The organism is Paenibacillus sinopodophylli (assembly GCF_005930355.1).
In the GTDB taxonomy this organism is placed as follows: domain Bacteria; phylum Bacillota; class Bacilli; order Paenibacillales; family Paenibacillaceae; genus Pristimantibacillus; species Pristimantibacillus sinopodophylli.
The window spans coordinates 310,867-324,227 of sequence record NZ_VDBO01000002.1; the positions used below are offsets into that span (position 1 = coordinate 310,867).

The 13,361-nt window shown below is 50.6% G+C and carries 11 protein-coding genes and 1 other annotated feature; of the genes, 9 read left to right on the forward strand and 2 right to left on the reverse strand.

The window, feature by feature from the left end:
- Window positions 1-127 precede the first annotated feature (127 nt).
- The 3 genes from FGT79_RS13315 to FGT79_RS13325 all read left to right on the forward strand — a co-directional run bounded on the left by FGT79_RS13315 (window position 128) and on the right by FGT79_RS13325 (window position 3,414).
- A complete protein-coding gene (locus FGT79_RS13315; RefSeq protein ID WP_138753296.1) occupies window positions 128-1,789 on the forward strand; it encodes an RsmB/NOP family class I SAM-dependent RNA methyltransferase in 1,662 nt (553 codons plus the stop codon).
- 1 nt (window position 1,790) lies between these two features.
- Window positions 1,791-2,543, forward strand: coding sequence for a pseudouridine synthase (locus FGT79_RS13320; protein WP_138753297.1), 753 nt, complete (start codon window positions 1,791-1,793; stop codon window positions 2,541-2,543).
- A gap of 73 nt (window positions 2,544-2,616) precedes the next feature.
- Window positions 2,617-3,414 (forward strand): Cof-type HAD-IIB family hydrolase, encoded by a 798-nt coding sequence (locus FGT79_RS13325; RefSeq protein ID WP_171056228.1) that lies wholly within the window; start codon window positions 2,617-2,619, stop codon window positions 3,412-3,414.
- Window positions 3,415-3,872: 458 nt separating this feature from the next.
- Here the strand turns inward: FGT79_RS13325 and FGT79_RS13335 are convergent, their stop codons facing one another.
- On the reverse strand, window positions 3,873-5,684 hold the full coding sequence (locus FGT79_RS13335; protein WP_138753299.1) for a DEAD/DEAH box helicase: 1,812 nt from the start codon (window positions 5,682-5,684) through the stop codon (window positions 3,873-3,875).
- A gap of 130 nt (window positions 5,685-5,814) precedes the next feature.
- On the opposite strand from FGT79_RS13335, the gene FGT79_RS13340 reads away from it, so the two are divergent.
- From FGT79_RS13340 to leuS, 6 genes are all read left to right on the forward strand, one after another.
- Window positions 5,815-6,009 carry a YwbE family protein gene (locus tag FGT79_RS13340; RefSeq protein ID WP_138753300.1) on the forward strand — a complete coding sequence of 65 codons (195 nt, stop codon included), beginning with the start codon at window positions 5,815-5,817 and terminating at the stop codon, window positions 6,007-6,009.
- Between the two features lie 61 nt (window positions 6,010-6,070).
- Window positions 6,071-6,373, forward strand: coding sequence for a hypothetical protein (locus FGT79_RS13345; protein ID WP_138753629.1), 303 nt, complete (start codon window positions 6,071-6,073; stop codon window positions 6,371-6,373).
- 155 nt (window positions 6,374-6,528) lie between these two features.
- Window positions 6,529-7,719 carry a GNAT family N-acetyltransferase gene (locus FGT79_RS31175; protein WP_171056229.1) on the forward strand — a complete coding sequence of 397 codons (1,191 nt, stop codon included), beginning with the start codon at window positions 6,529-6,531 and terminating at the stop codon, window positions 7,717-7,719.
- A 224-nt stretch (window positions 7,720-7,943) separates the two neighbouring features.
- The gene (locus tag FGT79_RS13355; protein WP_138753301.1) at window positions 7,944-8,660 is read left to right on the forward strand and encodes a TetR/AcrR family transcriptional regulator; all 717 of its coding nucleotides are present in this window, start codon (window positions 7,944-7,946) and stop codon (window positions 8,658-8,660) included.
- A gap of 27 nt (window positions 8,661-8,687) precedes the next feature.
- Window positions 8,688-9,434: a type I methionyl aminopeptidase gene (gene map, locus FGT79_RS13360; RefSeq protein WP_138753302.1), complete on the forward strand. Its 747-nt coding sequence runs from the start codon at window positions 8,688-8,690 to the stop codon at window positions 9,432-9,434.
- 212 nt (window positions 9,435-9,646) lie between these two features.
- Window positions 9,647-9,892 (forward strand) — a binding site (T-box leader).
- An 81-nt stretch (window positions 9,893-9,973) separates the two neighbouring features.
- A complete protein-coding gene (gene leuS / locus FGT79_RS13365) occupies window positions 9,974-12,412 on the forward strand; it encodes a leucine--tRNA ligase (protein WP_138753303.1) in 2,439 nt (812 codons plus the stop codon).
- A 53-nt stretch (window positions 12,413-12,465) separates the two neighbouring features.
- On the opposite strand, the gene comER is transcribed toward leuS, so the two are convergent.
- Window positions 12,466-13,305, reverse strand: coding sequence for a late competence protein ComER (gene comER / locus FGT79_RS13370; RefSeq protein ID WP_138753304.1), 840 nt, complete (start codon window positions 13,303-13,305; stop codon window positions 12,466-12,468).
- Window positions 13,306-13,361 lie beyond the last annotated feature (56 nt).

Genomic DNA, 13,361 nt, shown 5'->3' on the forward strand with positions numbered 1-13,361 from the left:
CCAAGACGAATTAATAGTGGACTAGCTCAAGAAGAAAGCCTATCCTTACTTTTATATATTATATAACAAAGTTGCATCAGTATGTAAGGGCAATGACAACGAAGAGAATTGGCAGGGGGAACTTAGCATGATCGGCAATTTGCCGCGTAATTTCACGGATAAAATGGAAAAAATACTCGGAGAAGAATTTGACAAGTTTATGTCATCTTACGACGCGCCAAGGGTATATGGATTGCGAATCAATCGGCTAAAGCTGGATGTCGAGCAGTGGAAAGAGCTGGCACCGATGAGTGCGGGGACGCGTCCAATCCCTTGGACTCCTGATGGCTTGTATTATGCGGAAGGTGCACGTCCAGGCAAGCATCCGCATTATCATGCGGGGCTCTATTATATTCAAGAGCCAAGTGCGATGGCGCCTGTTGAATTGCTGGACGTGCAGCCAGGGCAGCGCGTGCTTGATTTATGTGCGGCTCCAGGCGGGAAGTCGACGCAGATTGCTGCAAAGCTGCAAGGGAAGGGCGTATTGGTAGCCAATGACAACGCTCGTGAAAGAACGAAGGTATTGGCCAAAAATATCGAGCTTGCTGGTGTGCGGAACGCGGTTGTCTTGAATGAAGAGCCTGAAGCGATTGCGGGCCCATTCTCACAATGGTTCGACCGTATTCTTATCGATGCGCCTTGCTCGGGAGAAGGCATGTTCCGTAAGGATGAGACCATGATTACCGAATGGGAGAAGCATTCCATAGCACGCTGCTCAGTGATGCAGCACGATATTCTGAGGACTGCGGCGGCTATGCTCGTACCAGGAGGCAGGATGGTCTATTCGACATGCACCTTCTCGCCGGAAGAAAACGAGCAGCAGATTGCCCGATTCCTGAGTGAGCATCCTGATTTTTATGTTATTGCTGCTCCTTTTCATGATGGTTGGGCAGCCGGAAGGGCAGATCTGGCGGGTGAAAACACGATGCTGGGCGATGAACGTCTGCAAAGCATCAATGGTACCGTAAGGCTATGGCCGCATCGTCTTGACGGTGAAGGCCATTATGCAGCTGTGCTTGGCCGCAGCGGCGGGGAGCGAGAGATTTCTGGGAGTAGCGTTGAAGTACTCGCTGCAGCAACGCAACCGCATATGCAAGCTGGACAAACGGCCGGCAGGCTGAAGCGTAACGCTTCAAGCAGCGCAGGCAAGCAACGCGAGAAGATACCTGATGCAAGGGAAGAGCGCCGAGCCGCAAAACGACAAACAAGGCAGGATTGGTTGAGTGCAGGTGTAGAGCGAAATGTCAAGAAACGTATAGCTGCGCAAGGCCGTGATGGGGCTGCAGCACATGCGCAGCAGGAAGCAAGTCCTGAGCAGCTCTGGTACCAATTCGCTGAGCAATTTGCAGTAAACGCTTTGAGCTGGCCGGGTGTGGTTGTTGCTTTCGGCTCACGCGTCTATATACAGCCAGCTGATTTGCCTTCACTGGACGGACTTCGTGTCGTAAGAGCTGGCTGGTACGTCGGCGAAGCAGTCAAAAACCGCTTTGAGCCGTCGCACCCGCTTGCAATGGGACTTGCGCAGGAAGAAGCTGTGCGCTCTATGAATTGGAGAAGTGACGATGAGCAGACGCTGCGCTTTCTGAAGGGGGAGACGCTGTTCGCCGCGGAATCGGAAATCAAGCTTCAGCCTGGCGCATCAACCAACGGATATGTATTGATTTGTACGGATGGATTCCCGATCGGATGGGGCAAATATGCAAGTGGTATGATCAAGAACGAGCTGCCAGCAGGATGGAGATGGATGTAGCATGGGGAAAAGGATAAGGGTGGACAAGCTGCTCGCTCATATGGGACTGGGCACGCGCAGTGAAATAAAAAGAGCAGTAAAGTTTGGGTTAGTTCAGGTGGATGGTCGTTTGATCAAAGACAGCGGACTCATTGTTGATCCTGACAGCAATGAAGTTAAGTATGATGGTACACCGGTTGTATACCGGGATATCGTATATTTCATGCTGAATAAGCCTCAGGGTGTCATCTCTGCGACAGAGGATAGCCGTGAACGTACAGTTATTGACCTGCTGGAGCCGAATGATCGATTGCGTGATCCGTTTCCCGTCGGCAGGCTGGACAAGGATACGGTCGGTTTGCTGCTGCTGACGAATGACGGACAGCTCGCACATGAGCTGCTGTCACCGCGAAAGCATGTTGCCAAAACTTATGAAGCACTTGTACAGGGCGAGGTTGGCGATGATGACATCCTAGCCTTTAAGGGTGGTGTGACCTTGGATGACGGCTATGCGACGATGCCTGCCGAGCTTGTCATTGAACGGCGAGAGCAGCGTGACGATGGTGTGTATTCGAGCATATCGCTTACGATCATGGAAGGGAAATTCCATCAAGTCAAGCGCATGTTTGAAGCGGTTGGCAAGCAAGTTGTTTTTTTGAAAAGGGTTTCGATGGGCGCGCTTGTGCTTGATGAATCGCTGCTTGAGGGCTCCTATCGGGAATTGACCGATGCGGAAGTGGAATTGCTTCGCTCCCATAAGCGAACGGTGGAGTAATCCAGCTCCTGAAGCAGTTTGAATAGAAATAGATAGAGAGAACAAAATAAGAGACAGAAGTAGGAGTGAGAGAATGAGCTTGCAGTATGACTTAATTGCTTTGGATGTAGACGGAACACTGCTTACAGACGATCATGTGCTAACAGAGGAAATTCGAAATTCCGTTCAGGAGGCTGCGGATAGAGGTGCGCAGATTGTTCTGTGTACAGGCAGAGGGCCTTCAGGAGCATTGCCGATTCTGAAAGAGTTAGGACTCAGCGGTACGGTAATTACGCATAATGGAGCGGCCACAATCAATGCGGATGATCATTCAATTGTTCACCAATTTGATATGATTCCTGAGCATTTGCTCCGTTATGTTAGTTATTGCAGAGATAACGGCATACATTTTGATTTGAATACAGCTTTCGGAATGATGGTGGAGAGTATAACCCCGGATGCAGAGGTTATGTATGGGCATTATCAGGCTAAGCCAGCCATTCAAGACTTTCGCTTAGGATTGCCAAGCGGACTTGTGAAATTTACAGCGTTTGGTTCGAAGGAAAAGATGGATGAGGTGCAGGCTGAATGGGCTGGCTGGTCTTCGGAGCTGCATTTCATTCGCAGCGGTGATTTCTTCATCGATATCCATCATGCAGAGGCTAGTAAAGGCAAAGCATTGCAGCAGCTTGCTGACATTAGAGGGATTGATCGCAGCCGTATTCTAGCCATTGGCAATTATTATAATGATATTACGATGCTTGAATTTGCAGGAATGGGTATAGCGATGGGCAATTCACCTGATGAAGTGAAAAGCGCAGCAGATGCAGTTACTTTTCCAAACAGTGAGGACGGCGTCGCCAAGGCGCTTCGTGAATATGCATGGCTTTAACATAAAAAACGGCCTGAGGCTTAAGCCTCGGGCCGTTTTTTATTATCGCTTAGATGAGTGTGACTAATAAAGGACGGATTTGGATATGATTACCAGAAGAATGAACAATACCAAAATTACGCCTAATGACGTAAAGCCTCCATGTACACCGGACATGCTTATTCCCCCTAAATGATTGGATTTCCGACTCCGAGTTGTAAGCTGTAAGGCCGATCTCTCGTCGTTCGGTATACCGTATTATATGTGTAATGACCTAGAGCGATTGGACATTTGTCTCGGGTGCCCGATATTTGGGCTTTCGTCTCGGCAATTGGTAGAACAGCTCGGAACATGTATCTCGGAGATGTTTGGGGCTGATGGCAATTAGTCTTTGGATAAAAAGATGGCTAACCCTTCAACAATGGAAAAGGCCGATCCCGGCAAGCTATTAGCTTGCTGAGATCGGCCTTTCTCTGTTATTAGCGGCTGCGTCCGCCGCCGCGCGGCTTATTGCCGGTGTTCCCACCACGTGTGCTGCTGCTGCGACCTCCAGATGGAGCGCCGCTGCGTCCGCCAGCTGGAGCATTCCCGCGGCTTCCACCGCGTCCGCCGCCTTTGCCGCGTGGAGCACCGCCGCGTTCGCTGCGTTCAACGGTTGCTTTCATATCCTTCCGTGTTGCTTCCCACGGACTATCTACCTTTGTTGCTGCACGGCCTGCTGCATGCTCAGCACCGCGAGGAGCGCCGAAGCCGCCGCTGCGTGCCCCTCCGCGAGGCGAGCTTGCGCGATTCTCTGACCGCGGGCTGCTGCTGCGGCTTACTGAGCGTTCACCGCCACGGTTGCCTGCACGTTCAGCGCCTTCATTCTCGAAACGCTCGCCGCGACGAGCAGCCCAGCCTGATGTTTCGCCAGCAGGTGCTGAAGCTTCGCCGCGAACCTCTGCGGTTCTACCTGTGCGTTTACCTGAAGCTGCTGCAGGACGGAACGTCTCGCGCTGGCCTCTGCGTCCGCCTGGCTTGGCACCTCGATCAGATGCTCCCGAACGGTCACGTCCACGACGTCCGCCTTCTGCCTGCTTGGTGCCCGCTCCGCGAGTGCTGCCTTTGCCAGCAGCGCTGCTGCGGCTTCTGTCAGGACGCTCGCCGCTCTGTGCACGTACGGATGTTTCATTGCCTTCACCGTCAATGGCACGGCGAGTAAGCTTGGCATTAATGCTCTGCTCGATAAGCAGAAGATGATTCTTGTCATATGGCGTTGCAAGCGTAATGGCTGCGCCGTCTTGTCCCGCGCGGCCTGTTCGACCGATACGGTGAATGTACAGCTCACCGTCCTGAGGGACGTCGTAGTTGTATACGTGGGTAACGCCTTCAACATCAAGTCCGCGTGCCGCAACGTCAGTCGCTACTAGAACCTGCAAGCGCGCGTCACGGAACCGTTTCATGACCTGCTCACGCTTGGCCTGTGTCAGGTCGCCGTGCAGCTCATCCGATTCAATGCCGAGCTCTTGAAGCTCTTTGTTCAGCTTCTTGGCGCGAACCTTCGTTCGGCAGAAGATAACGGCAAGATAGGGCTGATGGCGCTCAAGCAAATGAACAAGAGCCTGCTGCTTGCTTCGGTCAGTTGTCTCATAGACGATCTGGGTAATACTGTCCAGCGTTACATTCGTACTGCGTACGCGAATGTCAACGGGAGTCCTCATGTAGTCGGCTGCCAACTTGCGAATTGCGTCAGGCATCGTTGCCGAGAATAGCATGGTTTGGCGTGCTTTCGGCGTTTGGGTAATAATACTCTCTACATCCGGCAAGAAGCCCATATGAAGCATCTGATCAGCTTCATCGAGAACGAGCATTTGCAGCTTGCCGAGGCTTACCGTTTCGCGCTTCATATGGTCGATTAGACGACCTGGCGTAGCCACAACGATATGCGGGGAGCGTTGAAGCTTACGGATTTGAGCGTCAACATCCTGTCCGCCATAAGCAGCCAGTACGCTTACGCCTACAGCAGGTGCGAGTTTTTTGAGCTCGCTCGTTATTTGAATGGCAAGCTCCCTTGTCGGTGTAAGAATGAGGGCTTGCACCTGTTCTTTTTCTATATTAATCCGTTGCAGAATAGGCAACGCAAACGCGATCGTTTTGCCGGTGCCTGTTTGTGCTTGCGCGATGACGTCCTGTCCATTGAGCAGGAGCGGGATCGCTTGCTTTTGAACCGGGGTCGGCTCGGTAATTCCGTCTTGTTGAAGCAGTTCGCTCAGCTTGGGAATGATACCCAAAGCGTTAAATGCGTTAGACATTAATACATTTCCTCTTTTCGTAAATCATCATTTGATGTTAAGTATAACAGTTGTCTATATAATGTGCATCTTTACTTTGCATATGCTATGCTGGAAGACAACATTAAGAGCAGCAGAGGGATGATAGATAATGAATGGAACAGAGCGTTCCCAGATCAAGGCTGGACTAGAAGTAGATATCGTGTTGAAGCAGGATCAGAGGTCAGGCAAGCTGACACAAGGGATCGTGAAAGATATATTGACCAATTCACCTAAGCATCCTCATGGAATCAAAGTTAGACTGTCGGGTGGGCAAGTTGGCCGAGTCAAAAATATTAGAGCATAGATCGAGTTGAATAGAAGGATATTTTAAAATGTAGAGATGTTTTGCGGGAAGGTGAAGGGTGATGGCGTTCGGCATTAAGCGAAAAGAGATGCAAGCGTGGAAGGCAGCAGTTGCGCGCGGGGAGATTGCTTTCCTGACGCATTACTGGCTGGATCCCCGCTTCCCGGACATGCGAACGGTGACCAAGGTGGGCTGCTCTGATATGGAGAAGCTCGCACGCTGGTGCCTCGATAATGGTCTCAATCCACGCTATATTCATGCCCGCTCAGAGTATCCACATTTTGATTTATTAGGATCTAAGCAGCGCGAGGTGCTGCGAGCGGCAAACATGCTGGATCAGCTAGAGCGTTTTGGCATGGTATGAATAAGTCAGTAGGATGAAGATGTAGCTGCTCATTGAGCGGCTTTTTTTTGTATAAAATAACGGCTGTAAAAAGAGGTGGCTCGCAAAACCGATCTTTAGTAGAATAAGAGAATTGTTTGGAAAAGTTTTCATTTTTTATGATGGGTGAGAATAATATGGCTTCAGAGAAAGAACAGCTTCTGCAGCAATTCAAGGAATGGACAGCGTTCGTTACCGATTTGGCGAGATATGACAAGCGCCTCTGGAATCAGAGTGTAGGTGTGGGAAAATGGTCGGTGCGCCAGGTGGTTGCACATATTAAACGTTGGGATGATTATTTCTATGAAGAAGCGATAGCGAGGCTGGGAGCGAGTTTACCGCTTACGGTTAAACATCTAGACTATGATAAGTTCAATGAACAGGCTAAAGTGTATGGCAAGGCTGCCACGGTTCTAGAGCTTTCAGAGCAGGCAGTGCAAAGCCGTGAACGAATTATTCAGGCAATTGAGGCTTTAACTGATGATCAATACGAAGCGACGTATACAGATGCTGATGGGCATCCATTCGAAGTTTCTCAATATATGAAGGATTTTATTTGGCATGATTGGCATCATGTGAATCCAATTCGCAATCTGCTTCACGCAAGGATAGAAGAAATGAGTTTGAACGGCTGGCCGGCTCTTCAAACTGTCCTCTATGACGGCTGGCTGCTCCGTTTCAATAAAGGCTATACGAAGCGCTCCAACTCGGTGCAGTCGCTCTTTGGACATACGCTGGAGATGAGTGAGAAGATTCAAGCTTGCGAGGATCGCTATGAGAAGGAGGGACTGAGGACAACGTTCAAAATAACGCCTTTCAGTCAGCCTGCTTCTCTGGATGATGAACTGGCTGCACGAGGTTATGCACTAGTCGATCCAACTATTGTGCGGACGGTTCATTTGTCAGATGTAAGGTCGCCGTCTCATGAGGAAATTGAGCTTGAGCATGTACCTTCAGAGAGATGGCTGGATACCCTTGCTGAATTTAGCGGCTTAACAGCTGAGCAAAGGAGTATCACACGTCAGATGCTGGAGCAATCTCCGCTGCAGGCTTGTTTTGCGCTGCTGTATCATAACCGTATTCCGGTTGCTTGTGGATTTGCTGTTGTGGAGGACAATTGGGTCGGTGTCTACGATATTGTAACAGACCCAGGCAGCCGCAGCAGAGGATATGGGGAGCAATTGATGCTGTATTTGCTGCAATGGGGCAAAAAGAACGGGGCCGAAGAAGGCTATTTGCAAGTCGTGAAAAACAATGAGCCAGCGAATCGCCTTTACGATAAAATCGGATTCGTGCCGCAATATGAATATTGGTATCGTGTTCAATAGCGCCTGAGAGGTGCTAAATCACATGTAATTTAATACTCACCAATAAGCTTTTTACATGATCATATGTCAATAAGATAACCATGAACGATAGTCGAATCATACACATGAAGAGCAGGCGCTGCGTTGCCTGCTCTTTTTGTTGAGCTAATCACTTGTTATTCGCAAGCAGATGTTTTATATTGACATAACAGTAGGTCAAAAACAAAAAAAGGAGAACGGACGGGATGACTCCACGCACGAAGGAACAAAACGAAGAGATTCGACTGCGGCGTCTGGCGCAAATCCGTAAAGCTGCTGCCGATGTGTTTTTGAATAAAGGGCCTTTACTTGAAATTCGCGATGTGGCCGCGCAGGCAGGACTCGGCTATGGCACGGTATACCATTATTACAGCAACAAGGGCGATTTGCTCCACGATCTGCTATGGGACGCTTTGGTGAGAGCCGGGGAATGGCTGGAGGCCCCGCATGCTTCGGTTTTTGGGGAGGCTCCTGCGGGAGGAGAATTGAGCTGGGCTACGGACACGGGGAACACGATTGCCGCGGATTCTCGAAGCGAAAGCCGTCAAACGGCTGCTGCCGCAGAACGTGGCTCCGTCGCGGCCGTAGGCGTTCGGCTGCTGCAACTTTGGGCGGATGACCACGGCCTGTACTTGCTGCATAAGCTGGCCGGTGAGGGCTTTGTCTCACTGCCTGAAGCGCGGTCGACCCCGCTCTCGGCCGCCTTTCAGCGGGAGGTGCTCGCCCCGTTTGCTGCGCTGCTGGAAACCGGGCGTGCGGCGGATGGGGCTGCCGATGTGGGCGGAAACGCGGCGGAGCCGATGTATCGGATACAGCGCGCGGAAATGCTGCTAGCCGCATTGGTTGGCTGCGCATCGGTTTCGCTGCGCCGTGGAAAGCTGCACGAGGAGGCTAGTGACATCATCCGGTTTTTAAAATTATAGAATAAATAAGGAGCGAATAAACAAAAGATGATCATTTTAAAATCACCTAGGGAAATCGAAGAGATGAAGCCGGCGAGCCAAATCGTTGCGGACTGCTACCGGGAGGTGGCCAAACTGATTGAGCCCGGAATCACGACTCTGGAAATTAATGATTTTGTTGCTAGACACATCACGAAGCTGGGCGGCAAGCAATTTACGAAAGGGTACAATGGTTTCCCCGCTGAAACCTGCATTTCGGTCAACGATGTGGTGGCCCACGGTATTCCTTCAAACCAGAAGCTTATGGACGGCGACTTGCTGAAGCTCGACATCGTCGTGGAATACGGCGGATGGTTCGGCGATGCATGCTGGTGCTATGCGGTGGGTAATATCCGGCCGGAGGCGCAAAAATTAATGAGGGTGGCAAAGGAATGCTTGGATCTGGGGATCGCTCGGGCACTCCCTGGAGGCCGGCTCGGCGACATAACGTCAGCAATTCAACAGCATGCGGAAGCGAATGGGTTTTCAGTCGTACGCGATCTGCTGGCCCACGGAATCGGGCGGAGCCTGCACGAGGAGCCGAGCTATGAGCATATCGGCGTAGCCGGCAAAGGCATTCGGTTAAAGGAAGGTATGGTGTTTACGATTGAACCAATGATCAATGAAGGTACTTTTCGCATTATGACCGACGACGATCTATGGACGGCGAGAACGGCCGACGGCAAGTTGTCTGCGCAATATGAGCATACGGTCGCGATCACGCAGGGCGGACCGCTGATTTTAACTGCACAGTAAGAATAGATCGAACGGACAGGGATTCGCAACTTTAGGAACGGAGTCTACAACCCGACCTGCTTGTCCATACTGGTGATCGTTGCCATCCTATTCGCCATCCTCAATTTCGGCGCAGCGATAATATGCTGCTGCCTGCACAAGCAGAAGCATGACATGGTATCTTGACACCGAACCGCCCAATCTTTATAATCTAAACTAACCATTTTTATGCATATGGAGCATTGAAGAGGAACAGTAATTTCGTTGGCAAGGCCTAGAGAGCCGGTGCTATTGGGTGAGAGCCGGACCTGCTGCGGAATGAAGCTCGCCTTGGAGCTGTGCTTATAATCCATCGACAGTTCGTGCGATTGGGAAGAGCGCCGTTTGGCCCGCGTTAAGGGCGACAAGTGAGCGATAGGCAAAGCATGCCTGCCGCTAACTAGGGTGGTACCACGGGAGAACAACCTCTCGTCCCTAGCGATTATCGCTAGGGGCGGGAGGTTTTATGTTTTTATGCAGCTATTCGAATACAGCACATCATTCTAGGAGGAAATCAACAAATGAGTCAAGAACAGCAATTTCACGGCTACAATCCGCTAGTCGTCGAGCCGAAGTGGCAGCAATTCTGGGATGAGAACAAAACCTTCCAAACGACGGAGGATGCCAGCAAGCCTAAGTTCTATGCGCTGGACATGTTTCCATACCCGTCCGGAGCTGGCTTGCACGTTGGCCATCCAGAGGGCTACACCGCAACCGATATCGTATCCCGCTATAAGCGGATGAAAGGTTATAACGTTCTTCATCCTATGGGATGGGACGCGTTCGGTCTGCCTGCGGAGCAGCACGCTCTTGATACGGGGCAGCATCCGCGTGATATTACGTTTAAGAACATCGATAATTTCCGCAGACAAATCAAATCACTCGGCTTCTCGTACGATTGGGACCGTGAGATCAGCACGACGGACCCTGATTATTATAAATGGACGCAATGGATATTCATCCAATTGTACAATCGCGGCCTAGCTTACGTTGCAGAGGTTTCCGTTAACTGGTGCGAGGCGCTCGGAACGGTGCTGGCGAACGAGGAAGTTATTAACGGTCTAAGTGAGCGCGGTAATCACCCTGTCGTCCGCAAGCCGATGCGCCAATGGATATTGCGAATTACGGAATATGCAGATCGTCTATTGGATGATTTGGAAGAGCTGGACTGGTCAGAGAGCATTAAGGACATGCAGCGCAACTGGATCGGCAAATCAAAGGGAGCAGAGGTTACCTTTGCCATTGACGGACATGATTCCGCGCTGGTTGTGTTCACTACACGGCCGGATACATTGTTCGGTGCAACCTATTGCGTATTGGCACCAGAGCATGAGCTGGTAGCAGCGATTGTTACAGCGGATCAGAAAGCTGCGGTTGAAGCCTATCAGGAGGCTGCAGCGCGTAAGAGCGATTTGGAGCGTACCGATCTGGCAAAAGACAAATCCGGCGTATTCACCGGCGCTTATGCTGTCAATCCTGTAAACGGTGCGAAAACACCGATTTGGATTGCTGATTACGTGCTTGCTGGCTACGGTACGGGCGCAATTATGGCTGTTCCAGGCCATGACTCGCGTGACTGGGAATTTGCGAAGCAGTTCGATCTGCCGATTGTAGAAGTTGTGCAGGGCGGTGATATTGCGAAGGAAGCATACTCAGGTGACGGCGCACACATCAACTCTGATTTCCTAGATGGCTTGAAGAATGAAGAAGCTATTGCGAAGATGATTGAGCATTTGGATGCAACAGGCAAAGGTAAAGGGAAAATCACTTACCGCCTCCGTGATTGGTTGTTCAGCCGCCAACGCTATTGGGGAGAGCCAATTCCGATCATTCATTTAGAGGACGGCACGATGAAAACTGTGCCAGAGGATCAATTGCCGCTGCTCTTGCCTGATGTAGACGCGATTACACCATCGGGTACTGGCGAATCCCCGCTTGCAGTCGTAACGGATTGGGTCAACACCATCGATCCGGAAACCGGCATGAAGGCTCGCCGTGAGACGAATACGATGCCGCAATGGGCAGGCAGCTGCTGGTATTACCTGCGCTTTATCGATCCGAAAAACAATGAGCAGATTTGTTCGCCGGAGAAGCAAAAAGAATGGCTGCCTGTAGATTTGTACATCGGCGGAGCCGAGCATGCAGTGCTTCATCTTCTTTACGCTCGTTTCTGGCATAAAGTGCTTTATGATATTGGGGTTGTCGATACGAAGGAGCCGTTCCACAAGCTCGTCAATCAAGGAATGATTCTTGGCAACAACAACGAGAAAATGTCCAAGTCGCGTGGAAACGTGATTAACCCGGATGATATCGTCAATGAGTTCGGTGCAGATACTTTGCGTATGTACGAGATGTTCATGGGGCCGCTTGAAGCTACGAAGCCTTGGAACACCAATGGTGTGGAAGGTACCTACCGTTTCCTAAGCCGCGTATGGCGTTTGTTCGTAAATGAGGATGGCAGCCTGAATGCCAAAATCGGAGATGAAGAAACAAGCGACGCGTTCAAGCGCACTTGGCACCGTTCGATCAAAAAAATTACAGAGGACTACGAAGGACTTCGCTTCAATACTGTAATCAGCCAGCTGATGATTTTTGTGAACGAAGCATACAAAACAGATGCATTGCCAAAAACGGCAATGGAGCAGTTCGTGCAATTGCTCTCCCCAATCGCTCCGCATATCGCTGAAGAGCTATGGGAGAAGCTTGGACGGACGGATTCGCTTACGTATGCATCATTCCCAGCTTTCGAAGCGGCATGGACGGTTGATCAAGAGGTCGAAATTGTCGTACAGGTTAATGGGAAAATTGCAGACCGAGTGTCTATTGCAGCCGATATGGACGTTGCGGAGATGGAAAGCCTGGCCAAGGAGCTTGAGAAAGTACAAGAGCTGATCGTCGGTAAAACCATTCGCAAAGTGATTGCGGTTAAAGGTAAGCTTGTTAATATCGTAGCAAATTAGTATAAACTAATTGATACAAATTGAAGAGGTGAACGGTTATAGCTGAAGAACAGCTATTGTCCGTTCACCTCTTCGCCTATAAAGGCGGTTGAAACCTTAAGTAAATCCTCCTGGTACTTCGCATGTGTCGTTCGGATTAATTGATTGAATACACCGTCAGTTTCCCTTCGAAGCATGTTTAATGCCTTTGCAGTGATGCCGCCTGGAACAGCTACCCGTGCCTGCACTTCAGCGGGGGTCATTCCGCCGTCCGTCAACAGCAGCCCAGTGCCGAGCAGCATGGCGCTGGCCACGCGAAGTGCCTCATCCCGTCCGATGCCGGTTTCTTCAACAGCTGCCTCGACAAATTGCTCAAGCAAGAAGGAAATAAAGGCTGGCCCGCAGCTCGAAAGATCCGAGACGACCCTAGTGTAGCTTTCATCAATGCGAAGCGGTTCACTAATATGTGACAGAAGCTCCTCCAGCTGCTCTTTATCCTTATCATCCATAGTTTGGCCGTAGATGCAGAGCGATGCACCGCTCCAAACGTGGTTCGTGATGCTTGGAATCACTTTTGCGATCTTGCAGTCAAGCTCGCCCTCCAGATGAGAGATGAGCACGGGGCTTGTGATCGAAACGACAATTTGGTTCGGCCGGATGATGAGTTTAATATCGTCTACCGCTTTCTTGAATTCATGCGGTTTAATGCACAAAAAGATAATATCGCTGCCGCGAGCCGCTTCAGCATTTTTTTGTTCGGCTCTCATGCCGGAATAACGGTCGGCTAAGGCTCGCGCTTTCGCAAAGGTGCGGTTGCTTACGGCAATTTGTGAAGGGGAAAGCGCGCCCGATGCAATCAACGCTTCAATAAGTAAGCTTCCCATCGAGCCCGTCCCGATAAATCCGACATTCATGCTGAACCCTCCTATAGGCTTAGCGCGCGTTTGGTCAGCCGAGCAAGTGCGAAGTG

Coding starts and splice junctions, on each gene's coding strand:
- FGT79_RS13315 (WP_138753296.1), top strand. CDS start 128: ATGATCGGCAATTTGCCGCGTAATTTCACGGATAAAATGGAAAAAATA.
- FGT79_RS13320 (WP_138753297.1), top strand. CDS start 1,791: ATGGGGAAAAGGATAAGGGTGGACAAGCTGCTCGCTCATATGGGACTG.
- FGT79_RS13325 (WP_171056228.1), top strand. CDS start 2,617: ATGAGCTTGCAGTATGACTTAATTGCTTTGGATGTAGACGGAACACTG.
- FGT79_RS13335 (WP_138753299.1), bottom strand. CDS start 5,684: ATGTCTAACGCATTTAACGCTTTGGGTATCATTCCCAAGCTGAGCGAA.
- FGT79_RS13340 (WP_138753300.1), top strand. CDS start 5,815: ATGAATGGAACAGAGCGTTCCCAGATCAAGGCTGGACTAGAAGTAGAT.
- FGT79_RS13345 (WP_138753629.1), top strand. CDS start 6,071: ATGGCGTTCGGCATTAAGCGAAAAGAGATGCAAGCGTGGAAGGCAGCA.
- FGT79_RS31175 (WP_171056229.1), top strand. CDS start 6,529: ATGGCTTCAGAGAAAGAACAGCTTCTGCAGCAATTCAAGGAATGGACA.
- FGT79_RS13355 (WP_138753301.1), top strand. CDS start 7,944: ATGACTCCACGCACGAAGGAACAAAACGAAGAGATTCGACTGCGGCGT.
- map (WP_138753302.1), top strand. CDS start 8,688: ATGATCATTTTAAAATCACCTAGGGAAATCGAAGAGATGAAGCCGGCG.
- leuS (WP_138753303.1), top strand. CDS start 9,974: ATGAGTCAAGAACAGCAATTTCACGGCTACAATCCGCTAGTCGTCGAG.
- comER (WP_138753304.1), bottom strand. CDS start 13,305: ATGAATGTCGGATTTATCGGGACGGGCTCGATGGGAAGCTTACTTATT.